General features: G+C 72.7%; 14 protein-coding genes. 11 read left to right on the top strand and 3 right to left on the bottom strand.

Annotation, left to right across the window (positions count from 1 at the left end; genetic code table 11):
• Positions 1-82 precede the first annotated feature (82 nt).
• From H7827_RS12550 to H7827_RS12525, 6 genes are all read left to right on the top strand, one after another.
• Positions 83-835 carry a winged helix-turn-helix transcriptional regulator gene (locus H7827_RS12550; protein ID WP_364245453.1) on the top strand — a complete coding sequence of 251 codons (753 nt, stop codon included), beginning with the start codon at positions 83-85 and terminating at the stop codon, positions 833-835.
• Positions 836-920: 85 nt separating this feature from the next.
• Positions 921-1,946 (top strand): LacI family DNA-binding transcriptional regulator, encoded by a 1,026-nt coding sequence (locus tag H7827_RS12545; RefSeq protein WP_030729699.1) that lies wholly within the window; start codon positions 921-923, stop codon positions 1,944-1,946.
• 205 nt (positions 1,947-2,151) lie between these two features.
• On the top strand, positions 2,152-2,664 hold the full coding sequence (locus tag H7827_RS12540; RefSeq protein WP_432745027.1) for a Uma2 family endonuclease: 513 nt from the start codon (positions 2,152-2,154) through the stop codon (positions 2,662-2,664).
• A gap of 64 nt (positions 2,665-2,728) precedes the next feature.
• A complete protein-coding gene (locus tag H7827_RS12535) occupies positions 2,729-3,700 on the top strand; it encodes a S1C family serine protease (RefSeq protein WP_432745024.1) in 972 nt (323 codons plus the stop codon).
• 16 nt (positions 3,701-3,716) lie between these two features.
• On the top strand, positions 3,717-4,454 hold the full coding sequence (locus H7827_RS12530; RefSeq protein ID WP_046724408.1) for a response regulator transcription factor: 738 nt from the start codon (positions 3,717-3,719) through the stop codon (positions 4,452-4,454).
• Entirely contained in the window at positions 4,451-5,884 is a 1,434-nt protein-coding gene (locus tag H7827_RS12525) for a HAMP domain-containing sensor histidine kinase (RefSeq protein ID WP_432745021.1), read from the top strand. Before H7827_RS12530 ends, H7827_RS12525 begins: the two co-directional genes overlap by 4 nt.
• On the opposite strand, the gene soxR is transcribed toward H7827_RS12525, so the two are convergent.
• On the bottom strand, positions 5,881-6,378 hold the full coding sequence (gene soxR / locus H7827_RS12520) for a redox-sensitive transcriptional activator SoxR (protein WP_386535873.1): 498 nt from the start codon (positions 6,376-6,378) through the stop codon (positions 5,881-5,883). The genes H7827_RS12525 and soxR overlap by 4 nt on opposite strands.
• Before the next feature lie 69 nt (positions 6,379-6,447).
• Here soxR and H7827_RS12515 point away from each other — a divergent pair, with 69 nt between their 5' ends.
• Together H7827_RS12515 and H7827_RS12510 are read left to right on the top strand one after the other, a co-directional pair.
• Positions 6,448-7,269: a metallophosphoesterase family protein gene (locus tag H7827_RS12515; protein ID WP_386535794.1), complete on the top strand. Its 822-nt coding sequence runs from the start codon at positions 6,448-6,450 to the stop codon at positions 7,267-7,269.
• Positions 7,266-7,934, top strand: a complete 669-nt coding sequence (locus tag H7827_RS12510) for a 4'-phosphopantetheinyl transferase family protein (RefSeq protein WP_432745019.1) — start codon at positions 7,266-7,268, stop codon at positions 7,932-7,934. Before H7827_RS12515 ends, H7827_RS12510 begins: the two co-directional genes overlap by 4 nt.
• Before the next feature lie 25 nt (positions 7,935-7,959).
• On the opposite strand, the gene H7827_RS12505 is transcribed toward H7827_RS12510, so the two are convergent.
• The gene (locus H7827_RS12505) at positions 7,960-9,780 is read right to left on the bottom strand and encodes a bifunctional metallophosphatase/5'-nucleotidase (protein WP_432745017.1); all 1,821 of its coding nucleotides are present in this window, start codon (positions 9,778-9,780) and stop codon (positions 7,960-7,962) included.
• A 220-nt stretch (positions 9,781-10,000) separates the two neighbouring features.
• Between H7827_RS12505 and mshD the strand changes: the two genes are divergently transcribed.
• The 3 genes from mshD (at position 10,001) to H7827_RS12490 (ending at position 13,772) form a co-directional block, all read left to right on the top strand.
• Positions 10,001-10,897, top strand: coding sequence for a mycothiol synthase (gene mshD / locus H7827_RS12500; protein ID WP_386535786.1), 897 nt, complete (start codon positions 10,001-10,003; stop codon positions 10,895-10,897).
• A 72-nt stretch (positions 10,898-10,969) separates the two neighbouring features.
• Positions 10,970-13,369, top strand: a complete 2,400-nt coding sequence (locus tag H7827_RS12495) for an RNA degradosome polyphosphate kinase (RefSeq protein WP_432745013.1) — start codon at positions 10,970-10,972, stop codon at positions 13,367-13,369.
• Positions 13,314-13,772 carry an NUDIX hydrolase gene (locus tag H7827_RS12490; protein ID WP_390123936.1) on the top strand — a complete coding sequence of 153 codons (459 nt, stop codon included), beginning with the start codon at positions 13,314-13,316 and terminating at the stop codon, positions 13,770-13,772. Before H7827_RS12495 ends, H7827_RS12490 begins: the two co-directional genes overlap by 56 nt.
• 61 nt (positions 13,773-13,833) lie before the next feature.
• Here the strand turns inward: H7827_RS12490 and H7827_RS12485 are convergent, their stop codons facing one another.
• Positions 13,834-14,631, bottom strand: coding sequence for a class I SAM-dependent methyltransferase (locus H7827_RS12485; RefSeq protein ID WP_432745011.1), 798 nt, complete (start codon positions 14,629-14,631; stop codon positions 13,834-13,836).
• Positions 14,632-14,679 lie beyond the last annotated feature (48 nt).

Below are 14,679 nucleotides of genomic sequence, written 5' to 3'. Positions count from 1 at the left end.
TTTGTGCTTTCAGGGCAGAGCCGCTCGAATCGTCCCGTCGCACAGCAGCCCCGCCGCCAGGACCGAGGAAGGAACGCCCCCGATGAGTTCCCTGCTTCTGCTGACCAACGCCCTCCAGCCGTCGTCGCAAGTGCTCCCCGCCCTCGAACTGCTGCTGCACAACGTCCGCGTGGCCCCGGCCGAGGGCCCCGCCCTGGTCGACGCCCCCAGCGCCGACGTCATCCTCATCGACGGCCGCAAGGACCTCCCCCAGGTCCGCTCCCTGTGCCAGCTGCTGCGCTCCACCGGGCCGGGCTGCCCGCTGCTGCTGATCGTCACCGAGGGCGGGCTCGCCGCCGTCACCGCCGACTGGGGCGTGGACGACGTGGTCCTGGACACCGCAGGTCCCGCCGAGGTCGAGGCGCGGCTGCGGCTGGCCACCGGCCGCCAGCAGCTGGTGAGCGACGACAGCCCGATGGAGATCCGCAACGGCGACCTGTCGGTCGACGAGGCCACCTACAGCGCCAAGCTCAAGGGCCGGGTCCTGGACCTCACCTTCAAGGAGTTCGAGCTGCTGAAGTACCTGGCGCAGCACCCGGGCCGGGTCTTCACCCGCGCCCAGCTCCTCCAGGAGGTCTGGGGCTACGACTACTTCGGCGGCACCCGCACCGTGGACGTCCATGTGCGGCGGCTGCGCGCCAAACTGGGCCCCGAGCACGAGTCGCTGATCGGCACCGTGCGCAACGTCGGTTACCGCTTCGTCGTTCCGGAGAAGGAGAAGCCGGCCGACGACCACGCGCGTGCGGTGACCCGCGAGGCCGAGCAGCTGATCAAGGAGGCCGCGCGGCGCGCGTGAACGCCGCACCACACGTTCACCTTCGCTTCGTCTTCCGCCCCTGGGACCTGTGTTCCGGGGGCGGTTGCGCGCGTAGACTGCCGAGGTGGCCAAGGTGACGCGGGACGATGTGGCGCGACTGGCGGGTACGTCGACCGCGGTCGTGAGCTATGTCATCAACAACGGACCGCGCCCCGTCGCGGCCGGTACGCGCGAGCGGGTGCTCGCCGCGATCAAGGAACTCGGGTACCGCCCGGACCGGGTGGCGCAGGCGATGGCCTCCCAACGCACCGACCTCATAGGTCTGATCGTGCCCGACGCCCGGCAGGCGTTCTTCGCGGAGATGGCGCACGCGGTGGAACAGGCGGCCGCCGAGCGCGGAAAGATGGTGCTGGTCGGCAACTCCGACTACCGGGACGAGCGCGAGGTCCACTATCTGCGGGCGTTCCTGGGCATGCGGGTCTCGGGCCTGATCCTCATCAGCTCGGGCCCCAGCGAGCACGCCGCGGCCGAGATCGACGCCTGGGACGCCCGGGTGGTGCTGCTGCACCGGCGGCCCGACGCGATCGACGACGTGACGGTGGTGCTGGACGACATCGCCGGCGCACAGCGGCTGACGAGGCACCTGCTGGACCACGGCCACCCCTACGTGGCCTGCCTGGGCGGCGTGGCCTCCACACCGGAGTCGGGCGACCCGGTCACCGACCACGTCACCGGCTGGCGCCGGGCGATGGACGAGGCCGGCCTGTCGACGGAGGGCCGGCTCTTCCAGGCCCCCTACAACCGGTACGACGCCTACCGGGTGGCGCTGGACCTGCTGGCGGGCCCCGACCGGCCGCCGGCGCTGGTGTGCGCCACGGACGACCAGGCGATCGGCGTGCTGCGGGCGGCCCGCGAGCTGCGCATCGAGGTGCCGCAGGAGCTGGCGGTGGCGGGCTTCGACGACGTCAAGGAAGCGGCCCTGACCGACCCGCCGCTGACGACGGTCGGCTCCGACCGGGTGGGGATGGCCCGCGCGGCGGTCGAGCTGGCGATCAACGACCAGGACGGCCCGGCCCTGGAGCGGCACCGCCAGTTCCCGGCCTCCCTGCGCGTCCGCCGCTCCTGCGGCTGCCCGGCGGAACCGGTCTGACACCCGCTGGCCACCACCCGGCGTCACCCTGATGGCCTGCGGTCATACGTTCGGGTGAAGTGGGTCGGTAGACCTGGTTTGGGTGCTCCGTGCATGCTGGAGTGGGTGTCGGCAATGCAAGGAGTCCGCTGTGAGTGTGCCTGCTGTTGAACCCCCGTATGTCCGGGGAGAGACCTGGGATGAGCTCGTCAGGGTCTGGGAGGAGATGGATGTCCCCGCGGGCTGGAAGGCGGAGATCATCGAGGGGTCCATCGTCATGTCGCCCGCGCCGTCGAAGCCACACACCTTTATCGCGACCAAGCTGCAATGGCGACTGCATCCAGCGATTCCCGATGGCTGGGACGTCTACCAGAACGTCGACGTGCGGATTCCGCTGCGCTCGGGCGTCTTCCAGCCCGACTTGGTGGTGCTGCCGGAAGCCCTGATGCTGGATGGCGTGCCCGAGACCCAGGCGGGAGACGCCGCCCTGGTCGTGGAGGTCACCTCACCCGGCAACGCGAGCCGGGACCGTGTCGAGAAGCTCGCCGGGTACGCCCGCGCCGGTGTCCCCCTCTACCTGCTCGTGGATCGCGTACCTCCGATGGGGCCCGTCATCACGCTGTTCGGCGAACCGCAGGGCGGCGTGTACCAGACCCTGTGGACCGGGAAGTTCGGTGACCCGGTCCCGCTGCCCGCCCCCTTCGAGACCTCACTGGACACCAGCGACTTCCCCGGCTGAAAACACAGGGGAACTCTGAGGCCGTTCTCAGCCGCTTCTCATCTTCCGGGCCCACTGTCGGTGCATGAGCGAAAACCAGGGGAGTCAGCCGTTCCACTCCTACCCTCCGCAGCCCGGGCAGGCGCCGGAGGCCGTAGCTGAAGGTCTTGCTCCGCCGGCCCGGCCGGCCTCGCACCGGGGGCGCCGCCGCGCCGGGAAGTCCGTGGCGCTGCTGGCCGCCGTGGCCGTCGTCGCGGCCGGGGTGGGGGGCGGGACCGCCGCACTGCTCGGGGACGCCGGGTCGGCCGTCGCCGGGGGCGGCTCCAGCGTCACCGGCACCAACGTCTCGGTCCACACCGACGGCACCGTGGCCTCCGTGGCCGCCGCCGTGTCGCCGTCCGTCGTGGAGATCTCCACCGGGAGCGCCACCGGCTCCGGGGTGATCCTCTCCTCCGACGGCGAGATCCTCACCAACAACCACGTCGTCTCCGGCGCCGGCCAGGTGCGGGTCACCTTCGCGGACGGCTCCACCGCCACCGCGACCGTCACCGGCTCCGACCCGGACACCGACCTCGCCGTCATCCAGGCCCAGGACGTCTCCGGGCTCACCGCCGCCACGCTCGGCGACTCCGACGCGGTGGCCGTGGGCGACCAGGTCGTGGCCATCGGTTCGCCCGAAGGGCTGTCCGGCACCGTCACCAGCGGGATCGTTTCCGCACTCGACCGGGACGTCACCGTCAGCACGGGCGACAGCTCCCCGCAGCAGTCACAGCAGCAGTGGCCCTTCGAGTACGGCGGTGGCCGCTACAACGGCGACACGGGCGACTCCACCACCACCTACCAGGCCATCCAGACCGACGCCTCCCTCAACCCCGGGAACTCCGGCGGCGCCCTCGTCAACATGAACGGCGAGGTCATCGGCATCAACTCCGCCATGTACAGCGCGTCCGCCGCATCCGGCAGCGCCGGTCTCGGCTTCGCCATCCCCGTCAACACCGTCAAGAGTGTGCTCAGCGCGCTCGACGGCGGAAGCTCCGGTTCCTCCCACACCGTCTGATGCGAGACTGACGCGCATGAGTGATGGTTCGCGCGTGCTCATCGTCGACGACGAGCCGGCCGTACGGGACGCCCTCCAGCGCTCCCTCGCCTTCGAGGGGTACGCCACCGAGACCGCCGTCGACGGCCTGGACGCTCTCGCCACGGCCGAGCGCTACCACCCGGACGCGATCGTCCTCGACGTGCTCATGCCCCGCATGGACGGGCTCACCGCCGCCCGCCGGCTGCGCGCCGCCGGGGACCGGGTGCCGATCCTGATGCTGACCGCCCGGGACACGATCGGCGACCGGGTCAGCGGCCTCGACGCCGGGGCGGACGACTACCTCGTCAAGCCCTTCGAACTCGATGAGCTGCTCGCCCGGCTGCGGGCGCTGCTGCGCCGCAGCGGCTACGCCCGCCCGGGCGGCGCCGGCGCCGGGGACGGCCGCGACGGCGCCCCCGACCCGGACGCCGGGCTGCTGGTCTTCGGCGAACTGCGGATGGACCCCACCACCCGGGAGGTGCGGCGCGGCCCCCGCCCCGTCGAGCTGACCCGCACCGAGTACACCCTGCTGGAGCTGTTCCTCACCCACCCCCGCCAGGTCCTCACCCGCGAGCAGATCCTGCACGCCGTCTGGGGCTTCGACTACGAGCCGTCGTCCAACTCGCTGGACGTCTACGTCATGTATCTGCGCCGCAAGACCGAGGCCGGCGGCGAACCGCGTCTGGTGCACACCGTGCGCGGCGTCGGCTACGTGCTGCGGGACGGCCAGTGACGTCCGGCGGCGGTGGTCTGTCGCTGCGCTCCCGGCTCGCCCTGCTGACGGCCGTCGCGGTGGCCGCGGCGGTCGCGGTCTGCGCGATCGCGGCCTGGTTCCTGGTCCGCGACCAGCTGATCAGGTCCCTCGACGACACCCTGCGGGACAACCGGGCCGACCCGGTGGTGATCTACCACATGTGGGAGAACGGCCAGTGCTACCCGGAACCGGCCGACGTCCCGCAGAACGTGCCCATGCCGTTCGACTCCACGATCCAGGTGGTCAACTCCGACGGATCGAGCTGCATCATCTCCGGGGCGGCGACCCTGGAGGTCGCGCCCTCCGACACCGCCGTCGCGGGCCGCAGGGCCGTCGAGTCCTTCCACAACGCCACCGGCTCGGACGGCGTCACCTACCGGGTGCTCACCCGTCCGCTGCAGACCACCACCAACGGCGCCGTCACCGTGGCCCGCCCGCTGGACGAGGTGACCGACCCGCTGCGCTCCCTCGTCGTCGTCCTCGCGCTGGTCGCCGCGGCCGGCGCGGTAACCGCCGCCGGGGCCGGGGTCGTCCTGGCCCGGGCCGGGCTGCGGCCCGTGGACCGGCTGACCGCCGCCGCCGAGCACGTGGCCAGGACCGAGGACCTCACCACCCGCATCCCGGTGGCCGGCGACGACGAGATCGCCCGGCTGTCCGCCGCCTTCAACTCCATGACCGCCGCGCTGGCCTCCTCCCGCGAGCTCCAGCAGCAGTTGATCGCCGACGCCGGGCACGAGCTGCGCACCCCGCTCACCTCGCTGCGCACCAACATCGAGCTGCTGGTGCGCAGCGAGCAGACGGGCCGCCCGCTGCCGCCCGATGACCGGCGGCGGCTGCTGGAGTCGGTGACCGATCAGCTGAGCGAACTGGCCGCGCTGATCGGGGACCTCCAGGAGCTGTCCCGCCCGGAGCGGCCCGCCGGCGGCGGGCGGCTGGAAGTGGTGGGGCTGCACGAGGTGACGCGCCGCGCGGTGGACCGGGTGCGGCTGCGCGGCCGGGCGCGCGGGCTCGCCATCGACGCCGAACTCGATCCGTGGTTCGTGCGCGCCGAACCGTCCGCGCTGGAGCGGGCGCTGGTCAATCTCCTGGACAACGCGGTGAAGTTCAGCGGCGAGGGCGAGGTGGTGGAGGTGACGCTGCGCGGCGGGCTGCTGCGCATCCGCGACCACGGCCCCGGCATCCCGCCCGACGAACTCCCGCACGTCTTCGAGCGGTTCTGGCGCTCCCCGGGCGCGCGCGGGCTGCCGGGCTCCGGGCTCGGCCTGTCGATCGTGGCCCGCACCGTGCGCGAGAGCGGCGGCGCGATCGCCCTGCACCCGGCGCCCGGCGGCGGTACGGAGGCGGTGCTGCGGCTGCCCGGCGCCCCGACCCCGCCGCCCGCCTCCTTACGGACACCGGCCGGCCGTTAGGAACACGCCGTTCCGCAGCCGGGGGCGCCCTCGGGGGCGTTCTCCAGCAGCCGCACCGGGCCGGGGCCGCGCTGCCCGCACACGTCGGACGGGTTGGCCAGCGTGCAGCTCTCCAGGGACAGGCAGCCGCAGCCGATGCACTCGGTCAGATCGTCCCTGATCCGGGTCAGCTGCCAGATCCGCGCGTTGAGATCGGCCTTCCAGAACTCGGACAGCCGGGCCCAGTCCTGCTTGGTGGGGGTGCGGCCCTCGGGCAGTTCGTGCAGGGCGTCGCGGATGGCGTTCAGCGGCATCCCGACGTTCTGCGAGACCTTGATGAACGCCACCCGGCGCAGTGTGTCGCGGTGGTAGCGGCGCTGGTTGCCCGAGGTGCGGCGGCTGCTGATGAGGCGCTGCTCCTCGTAGAAGCGCAGCGCCGAGGTGGCGACCCCGCTGCGTTCGGCCAGCTGTCCGATGGTGAGTTCCTTGGTGATGGTGGGAGGCACGCCCGCCATCGTACGCATAGCTCAATCTTGATTGAGGTTCGCGTTTCGCCGGCCGCACCCGGTGGGAGGACACAGCTCATGGGGAAACTGCTGGCCATCAGCGATCTGCACGTGGCCTACGACGAGAACCGCAAGATCACCGAGGAGTTACGTCCCGAGTCGGACGACGACTGGCTGCTGGTGGCGGGCGACGTGGGGGAGACGTTCTCGGACATCGAGTGGGCGCTGACGCTGCTCGCCTCCCGTTTCGCCCAGGTGGTGTGGACGCCGGGCAACCACGAGTTGTGGACCCCCGCCGCCGACCCCGTGCAGCTGCGCGGCGAACGGCGCTACGAGCGGCTGGTGGAGCTGTGCCGCGGCCTGGGGGTGCTCACCCCCGAGGACCCGTACGCCGTGTGGCAGGGTGAGCGCGGACCGGTCGCGATCGCGCCGCTGTTCCTGCTGTACGACTACACCTTCCGGCCGCCCGGTACCCGCACCACCGCCGAGGCGCTCGCGGTGGCGGAGGCGGCCGGGGTGGTGTGCACCGACGAGTACCTGCTGCACCCGGACCCGTACCCCAGCCGGCAGGCGTGGTGCCGGGCCCGGCTGGAGAGCACCGAGGAGCGGCTCGCCGCCCTGCCCGAGGACCTGCCCACCGTGCTGATCAACCACCACCCGCTCATCCGGCAGCCCACCCGGGTGCTGCGCTACCCCGAGTTCGCGCTGTGGTGCGGGACCGAGGCGACCGACGACTGGCCGGTACGGTTCCGGGCCGCCGCCGTCGTGTACGGGCATCTGCACATCCCGCGGCGCATCACCCGGGACGGGGTGCCGCACCACGAGGTGTCGCTGGGCTACCCGCGCGAGTGGCGCCCGCGCGGCGGCACGCCGGGCCGGCCGGTGGTGATCCGCGCGTGATCGGGGAACTCCTGCCGCCGCCGGTGAGCGCGGTCGAGATGTTCGGGGACCCGGAACGGCTGCCCGAGCTGTTCCCGGAGGAGGAGGCGGTGGTGGCGCGGGCGGTGGCCAAGCGCCGCACCGAGTTCGCCACCGTGCGCGGCTGCGCCCGTACCGCCCTGGAGCGGCTCGGCGGGCCCCGGGTGCCGCTGCTGCCCGGCGAGCGCGGGGCGCCCCGGTGGCCGGCGGGGTTCCTGGGCTCCATGACGCACTGCGCCGGCTACCGGGCGGCGGCGGTGGCCCGCACCGGCGGGGCGCTGGCGTCCATCGGCCTGGACGCGGAGCCGCACGAACCGCTGCGCGACGACGGCGTGCTGGAGCTGGTGTCGCTGCCCGGGGAGCGCGAACACCTGGCCAAGCTGGCGGCCGGCCATCCGCGGGTGCGCTGGGAACGGCTGCTGTTCAGCGCCAAGGAGAGCGTGTACAAGGCGTGGTTCCCGCTGACCGGGCAGTGGCTGGGCTTCGAGCAGGCGCGGGTGACCTTTGACCCCGGGGCCGGCACGTTCGAGGCCGAACTGCTGGTGCCGGGGCCGGTGGTGGACGGGGTGCGCGTGGGCCGGTTCGGCGGACGGTGGCTGGTACGGGATGGGGTGCTGCTGACGGCGATCACCGTGCCGCGCCCCTGACCCGTACCGGCCATCGTGCCGGGTGTTACGGAAGGACCGTGATCCGGTCGGCCGCCGGCGCCGCCAGCGGGGCGTCGGCGGAGGAGTGCGCCAGCAGGTAGTCCGCCAGCACCCGCATGTCGTCGTTGCCGACGCGCGGGTCGGTGCCCTCGGCCAGGGTCGGGAACCCGTCGCCGCCGCCCGCCAGGAAGGAGTTGACCGCGACCCGGTAGACGCGCTCCGCATCGATCGGCTCACCGTTCAGCAGCACCGTGTCCGCCACGATCCGGTCGGCGCCGGAGCGGCTCAGGTCCAGGGTGTAGGTGAGCCCCTCGGAGGGCTGGAGGATCTTGGGCGTGGCGGCGTTGGGGCCGCTGACCTGCTCGCGCAGCACCTGGAGCAGCTGTTCGCCGGTGATGCTCAGCAGATTGACGGTGTTGGAGAACGGCTGGACGGTGAAGCCCTCGCCGTACGTCACCACGCCGTCGCCCTCGTCGCCCGAGGCGGCGTACACCAGGTCGGCGCGCACCCCGCCGGGGTTCATCAGGGCGAGGTCGGCGGTGCCCTCCAGCTCGACCGCGTGGGCCAGCTGGGCGTCGGCGATCAGGTCACCGAGCGGGAACTCGGGGGTGCCGGCGCCGCGGCCCCGGATGTCCTCGGAGATGTAGCCGATGGGGGCGTTGGCGACCGGGGCCGCCAGCTCGTTCCAGTAGTCGATCAGCCGGGTGAGGTCGCGGGCCGGCTTCTGGTCGCGGTCCACGACCCGGTTGGTGCCCTCGACCGAGGTGCGCACGATGTCCTTGGTGCGCGGGTCGTACCGCATGTTCAGCTCGGTGAACAGCCGGCCGTTGGAGGCGGCGGAGGTGACCAGGCGGTCGTTGCCGTCCGGGTCGGGGATGGTGCACACGTACGGCTGGTGGGTGTGGCCGGTGATCAGCGCGTCCACGTTGGAGTCGATGGCCCCGGCGATCTCCACGATCGGCCCCGAGATGCCGTCGGCGCCCGCGTCGCAGTCGGCGTTGTACGCCGGGTCGGCCGGGTAGCCGCCCTCGTGGATCAGCGCGATGATCGCGTTGACACCCTGGGACTCCAGCTCGGCGGTGTAGCGGTTGATGGTCTCGGCCTCGTCGAGGAACTCCAGGCCCTCGATGCCGTCCTGGGTGACGATGTTCGCCGTGCCCTCCAGGGTGACGCCGATGAACCCGACCTTGACGCCCTTGATGTTCTGGACGCTGTACGGGGCGAGGATCGGTTCGCCGCTGTCCTCGCGGACGACGTTGGCGGCGAGGTAGGGGAAGTCGGAGCCCTCGAAGGTGCGGTCATCGGCGTAGCAGCCGTCGACCGGGTGGCAGCCGCCGTCCTGGAGGCGCTGGAGTTCCTCCCAGCCCTCGTCGAACTCGTGGTTGCCGACGCCCGCGACGTCCATGCCCAGCTTGTTGAGCGCCTCGATGGTCGGCTCGTCGTGGAAGAGGCCGGACAGCAGCGGGGTGGCGCCGACGAGGTCACCGGCGGCGACGGTCACCGAGCGCTGATTGCCCTTGCGGGCGTCGCGCAGCCCGGTGGCCAGGTATTCGACGCCGCCGGCGGCCAACTGCTCGGTGGTGCCGTCCTCGTGCCGGTGGGTGACCTGGCCGTTGGAGCCCTCCGGGGGTTCCAGGGCGCCGTGCAGGTCGTTGATGGCGAGGATCTGGAGGTCGAGGGCGGGGCCGGGGCGGCTGTTGCCGTTCCCGTTGCCGTTGCCGTTGCCGTTGCCGGTACCGGCCTGGGCGGCGGGTACCCCGACGGCGAGGGCGCCGGCGGCGGCGAGGGTGACCGCGCCCGCCGTCAGTCTGAACCGGCGCGAACGCCGGGTGGCCAAGGTGCGCATCAGCGGAGATTGCCTCTCGTGGAATCAGGGGACAAGCAAGGAAGAGGGGGCGACGGCCCGATCGGCATCCCGGTCGGCCGTAGCGGACAAAAGGGGACAGATGTCAGGGAGATGACATGACAGTGCGACGGCAGCCTACGGCTACGCGCGTAGCGTGTCAGGGGGCTGGGGGTAACAAGCGGATGAAGGGTCCGGGCGATATGGGCATAGAGTCTTCGTCATGAGTGACGTCATCGTGGTCGACGAGGTGACGGGCCCCCAGCTGCGTGAGGCCGAGCGGCTGATCGACGCGGCAGCCCGCACCGACGGGCAGAGCGCCGTATCGGAACAGGGCAGGCTGCTGCTGCGCGGCGGCCGGCGCACCGGCGTGAAACACCTGCTCATGCGGCACCACGGCCAACTCGTGGGCTACGCACAGCTGGACGGCACCGACCCGGTCGAAGCCCCCTCCGGCGAACTGGTGGTGCACCCCGACCACCGCGGCCTGCGCTACGGCCGGCTGCTGGGCGAGGCGCTGCTCGCCGAGTCCGGCCACCGGCTGCGACTGTGGGCGCACGGCGGCCACCCGGCGGCCCGGCACCTGGCCCAGGTCCTGGGGCTGACCCTCTTCCGTGAGCTGCGGCAGCTGCGTCGCCCGCTGGGGGGACTGCGCGACGTCGACCCCGTACTGCCCGAAGGGGTGACGGTGCGCGGCTTCGTGCCCGGCCAGGACGACGCCGCCTGGCTGGAGCTGAACGCCGCCGCCTTCGCCCACCACCCCGAGCAGGGCGGCCTCACCCAGGTGGACCTGGACGCCCGGAAGAAGGAGCCCTGGTTCGACCCATCCGGGTTCTTTCTCGCGGTGCGCGGCGACCGCCTGCTCGGCTTCCACTGGACGAAGGTGCACAGCGCCGAGTCGCTGGGCGAGGTCTACGTCGTGGGGGTCTCGCCGGACGCCCAGAACCTGGGGCTCGGCAAGGCGCTCACCCTGATCGGCCTGCGCTACCTGGCGGCCGACCGGGCCCTGCCCACCGCGATGCTGTACGTGGACGCCGACAACGTGGCGGCGCTGCGGGTGTACGAGGGCCTGGGGTTCCAGACCCACGAGACCGACCTGATGTACCGCACGGAAACCTGATCCGCATCCCGGCCACCTCCCGGTCACGACGCTGACGTGCTCTGTTCGCACTCTTGGCGGGAGAATGGGGGCATGAGTCCTGAGGTGCGGGGAGCGCGGAGCGCGCGGGTCGGCCCGGACGCGGCGAAGGCCGCGGCGGTGTCACGGAACAAGGGCGCGCCGGAGCCGGACCGGAGGGCCGAGCCGGGCGCGGCGGCGGAACCGGGTCCGGAACCCGGGCCCGTCGCGGAACCCGGCTCCGGGGGGCCGGAGGACGGCCCGCGGCCCGGCGATGACCGGGACCGTACGGTGCCGCCCCCGTCCACCGCCGCCCACCCGGTGACCGTGGCCGTACCCGACCCGGCGCCCGAACCGGTCGCGCACGCCCCCGCGGCGGCCACCACCATGCCCGACCCGGCCGGTGCCCCGCTGCCCGAACACCGCTTCCTGGACCGCGAACGCAGCTGGCTGGCCTTCAACGAACGCGTCCTCGAACTGGCCGAGGACCCCGCCACCCCGCTGCTGGAGCGCGCCAACTTCCTCAGCATCTTCGCCAGCAACCTCGACGAGTTCTTCATGGTGCGCGTCGCCGGCCTCAAGCGGCGCATCGCCACCGGCGTCGCCACCCGCTCCCTCACCGGCCAGCTGCCGCGCGAGGTGCTGGAGGACATCTGGACCCGCTCGCACGAACTCATGGTCCGCCAGGCCGCCTGCTACCAGCGCTCCGTCGCCCCCGCGCTGGGCGCCGAGGGCATCCATCTGCTGCGCTGGCCCGACCTGACCGAGACCGAGCAGACCCGGCTGTTCACCCTCTTCCGGCAGCGGATCTTCCCCGTCCTCACCCCGCTCGCCGTCGACCCGGCCCACCCCTTCCCGTACATCTCCGGCCTGTCCCTGAACCTGGCCGTCGAGGTGCGCAACCCCGCCACCGGCCACAAGCACTTCGCCCGGGTCAAGGTCCCGCCGCTGCTGGATCGTTTCCTCGAAGCCTCGCCGCAGCGCTTCGTCCCCGTCGAGGACGTGATCGCCGCCCACCTGGAGGAACTCTTCCCCGGCATGGAGGTGCTCGCCCACCACGTCTTCCGGGTCACCCGCAACGAGGACCTGGAGGTCGAGGAGGACGACACCGAGAACCTCCTCCAGGCCCTGGAGAAGGAGCTGCTGCGCCGCCGCTTCGGCCCGCCCGTCCGCCTGGAGGCCGAGGAGTCCATCGACCCCGGCGTACTGCGGCTGCTGGTGCGCGAGCTGAAGATACGGGACGAGGAGGTCTACACCCTGCCGGGGCCGCTGGACCTCACCGGGCTCGGCGACATCGCCTCCCTGGAACGCCCCGAGCTGAAGTACCCCAAGTTCGTGGCCGGCACCCACCGCGAACTCGCCGAGGTCGAATCGGCGTCCGCCCCCGACATCTTCGGCGTGCTGCGCGAACGCGACGTGCTGCTGCACCACCCGTACGACTCCTTCTCCACCTCCGTCCAGACCTTCCTGGAACAGGCCGCAGCCGACCCGGACGTCCTGGCCATCAAGCAGACCCTGTACCGCACCTCGGGCGACTCCCCGATCGTGGACGCCCTCATCGACGCCGCCGAGTCCGGCAAGCAGGTGCTGGTGCTGGTGGAGATCAAGGCCCGCTTCGACGAGCACGCCAACATCAAGTGGGCGCGCAAGCTGGAGGAGGCCGGCTGCCACGTCGTGTACGGGCTGGTGGGGCTCAAGACGCACTGCAAGCTGTCCCTGGTGGTCCGCCAGGAGGGCGAGACGCTGCGCCGCTACGCCCACGTCGGCACCGGCAACTACCACCCCAAGACGGCCCGGCTCTACGAGGACCTGGGACTGCTCACCGCCGACGCCGAGGTGGGCGCGGACCTGTCCGACCTGTTCAACCGGCTCTCCGGCTACTCGCGCCGCGAGACCTACCGCCGGCTGCTGGTCGCCCCGCGCTCGCTGCGCGACGGGCTGCTGGCCAGGATCGGCCGGGAGATAGCGCACCACCGGGCGGGCCGTCCGGCGTCGATCCGCATCAAGACCAACGCCATCGTCGACGAGGCGGTGATCGACGCCCTCTACCGCGCCTCGCAGGAGGGCGTCCCGGTCGACATATGGGTGCGCGGCATCTGCGCCCTGCGCCCCGGGGTGCCCGGCATGTCCGAGACCATCCGGGTGCGCAGCGTGCTGGGGCGCTTCCTGGAGCACTCGCGGGTGTACGCGTTCGCGGCGGGCGGCGACAGCGAGGTGTGGCTGGGCAGCGCCGACCTGATGCACCGCAACCTGGACCGCCGCATCGAGGTCCTGGTCCGGGTCACCGACCCGGCGCACCGCTCCACCCTGACCCGGCTGCTGGCGGCCGGCACCGCCGACACCACCGCGTCCTGGCACCTGGGCCCGGACGGGGCGTGGACCCGGCACTGGACCGGCACGGACGGCCGGCAGCTGCGCAATGTGCAGGAGATGCAGATCGAGGCACGAAGGAGACGCCGTGGAACGAACGGCTGAGGAGGAGACGGTCCGGGCGGCCGGCTGCGTGCTGTGGCGGTACGCGGCGGGCCCGTCGGGCGAGGTGGAGGTGGCGCTGGTGCACCGCCCCCGCTACGACGACTGGTCGCACCCCAAGGGCAAGCTGCACCCGGGGGAGGAGCCGGAGGACGCGGCGCTGCGCGAGGTGCTGGAGGAGACCGGCATGATCTGCGTGCTCGGCGCCCCGCTGCCCACCGCCCGCTACGTGGTGCGCGGGCGGCCCAAAGAGGTCCACTACTGGGCCGGTGAGGCGGTCGGCGGCCGGTTCTCGCCCAACGACGAGGTGGACCGGCTGCTGTGGCTGCCGCCCGAGCAGGCCCTCACCCAGCTGACACACGCACAGGACCGGCCGCTGCTGGCGGCGGCGCTGGACGCCCTGTAGCGGGGCCGTCCCGGGCCCGCGCCCGCCGGTTCGGACCTGACCCCGGACCGGACCACCCGGCTCAGCCGGAGCCGGCACCCCCGGGCGCCAGCGCCGCCCAGCGCACCGTGACCTCGCCCTGCCGCCAGCGCCGTACGTCATCGGCCAGCGGCCAGCCGGCGGCGGCCAGGGCACGTACGGCCGTGACCCAGCGCTGCCGGGCGCCGAGCGGCGCGTACGGGGCGGCGGCGGCCCAGGCGCGGTCGAAGTCGACCAGGAACCGGTGCACGCGTTCGCCCGGCACATTGCGGTGGATGAGCACCTTGGGCAGCCGCTCGGCCAGGTCGGAGGGGGTGCCGAGATCCGCCAGCCGGGCGGCGAAGGTGACCGTGCGCGGCCCGTCCGGCCCCAGCGCCACCCACACGTGCCGCCGCCCCGGCTCGTCGCAGGTGCCCTCCACCAGCAGCCCGCCCGGCGCCAGCCGCCCGCACAGCCGCTCCCACACCCCGGCGACCGCGTCCTCGGGATACTGCCGCAGCACGTTCGCGGCCCGGATCAGCAGCGGCCGTTCCCCGCCGGGCAGCGGCATCTCGAACCCGCCGCGGACGAAGGAGAGCCCGTCCCGTTCGTACGGCAGCGCCGCCGCGACCCGCTCCGGGTCGATCTCCACCCCCGCCACCCGGGCGTCGGGCCGTACCCGGCGCAGCCGCCCCAGCAGTTCGACGGCCGTCCAGGGCGCCGCCCCGTACCCCAGATCCACGGCCAGCGGCGGGTGGTGGGCGCGGCGCAGGGCGGTGCCGTGCGCATGGGCGATCCAGCGGTCCATGCGCCGCAAACGATTGGGGTTGGTCGTTCCCCGGGTGACCGTCCCCTCAGGCATGCCGGCGAGTCTACTTTTCGGGCGCCACCCGGCGCGTGCCGTCCCCGG

This window comes from Streptomyces sp. JH002, assembly GCF_050916115.1.
In the GTDB taxonomy this organism is placed as follows: Bacteria; Actinomycetota; Actinomycetes; order Streptomycetales; family Streptomycetaceae; genus Streptomyces; species Streptomyces xiamenensis.
Note: the sequence above shows the minus strand (reverse complement) of the source record. Positions and strands in the feature narration are given on the sequence as shown.

Bases quoted from the DNA above. Each gene is read 5' to 3' on its own strand.
- H7827_RS12550 (WP_364245453.1), top strand. From the start codon at position 83: ATGAGTTCCCTGCTTCTGCTGACCAACGCCCTCCAGCCGTCGTCGCAA.
- H7827_RS12540 (WP_432745027.1), top strand. From the start codon at position 2,152: ATGGATGTCCCCGCGGGCTGGAAGGCGGAGATCATCGAGGGGTCCATC.
- H7827_RS12535 (WP_432745024.1), top strand. From the start codon at position 2,729: ATGAGCGAAAACCAGGGGAGTCAGCCGTTCCACTCCTACCCTCCGCAG.
- H7827_RS12530 (WP_046724408.1), top strand. From the start codon at position 3,717: ATGAGTGATGGTTCGCGCGTGCTCATCGTCGACGACGAGCCGGCCGTA.
- soxR (WP_386535873.1), bottom strand. From the start codon at position 6,378: ATGGCGGGCGTGCCTCCCACCATCACCAAGGAACTCACCATCGGACAG.
- H7827_RS12515 (WP_386535794.1), top strand. From the start codon at position 6,448: ATGGGGAAACTGCTGGCCATCAGCGATCTGCACGTGGCCTACGACGAG.
- H7827_RS12505 (WP_432745017.1), bottom strand. From the start codon at position 9,780: ATGCGCACCTTGGCCACCCGGCGTTCGCGCCGGTTCAGACTGACGGCG.
- mshD (WP_386535786.1), top strand. From the start codon at position 10,001: ATGAGTGACGTCATCGTGGTCGACGAGGTGACGGGCCCCCAGCTGCGT.
- H7827_RS12495 (WP_432745013.1), top strand. From the start codon at position 10,970: ATGAGTCCTGAGGTGCGGGGAGCGCGGAGCGCGCGGGTCGGCCCGGAC.
- H7827_RS12490 (WP_390123936.1), top strand. From the start codon at position 13,314: ATGTGCAGGAGATGCAGATCGAGGCACGAAGGAGACGCCGTGGAACGA.
- H7827_RS12485 (WP_432745011.1), bottom strand. From the start codon at position 14,631: ATGCCTGAGGGGACGGTCACCCGGGGAACGACCAACCCCAATCGTTTG.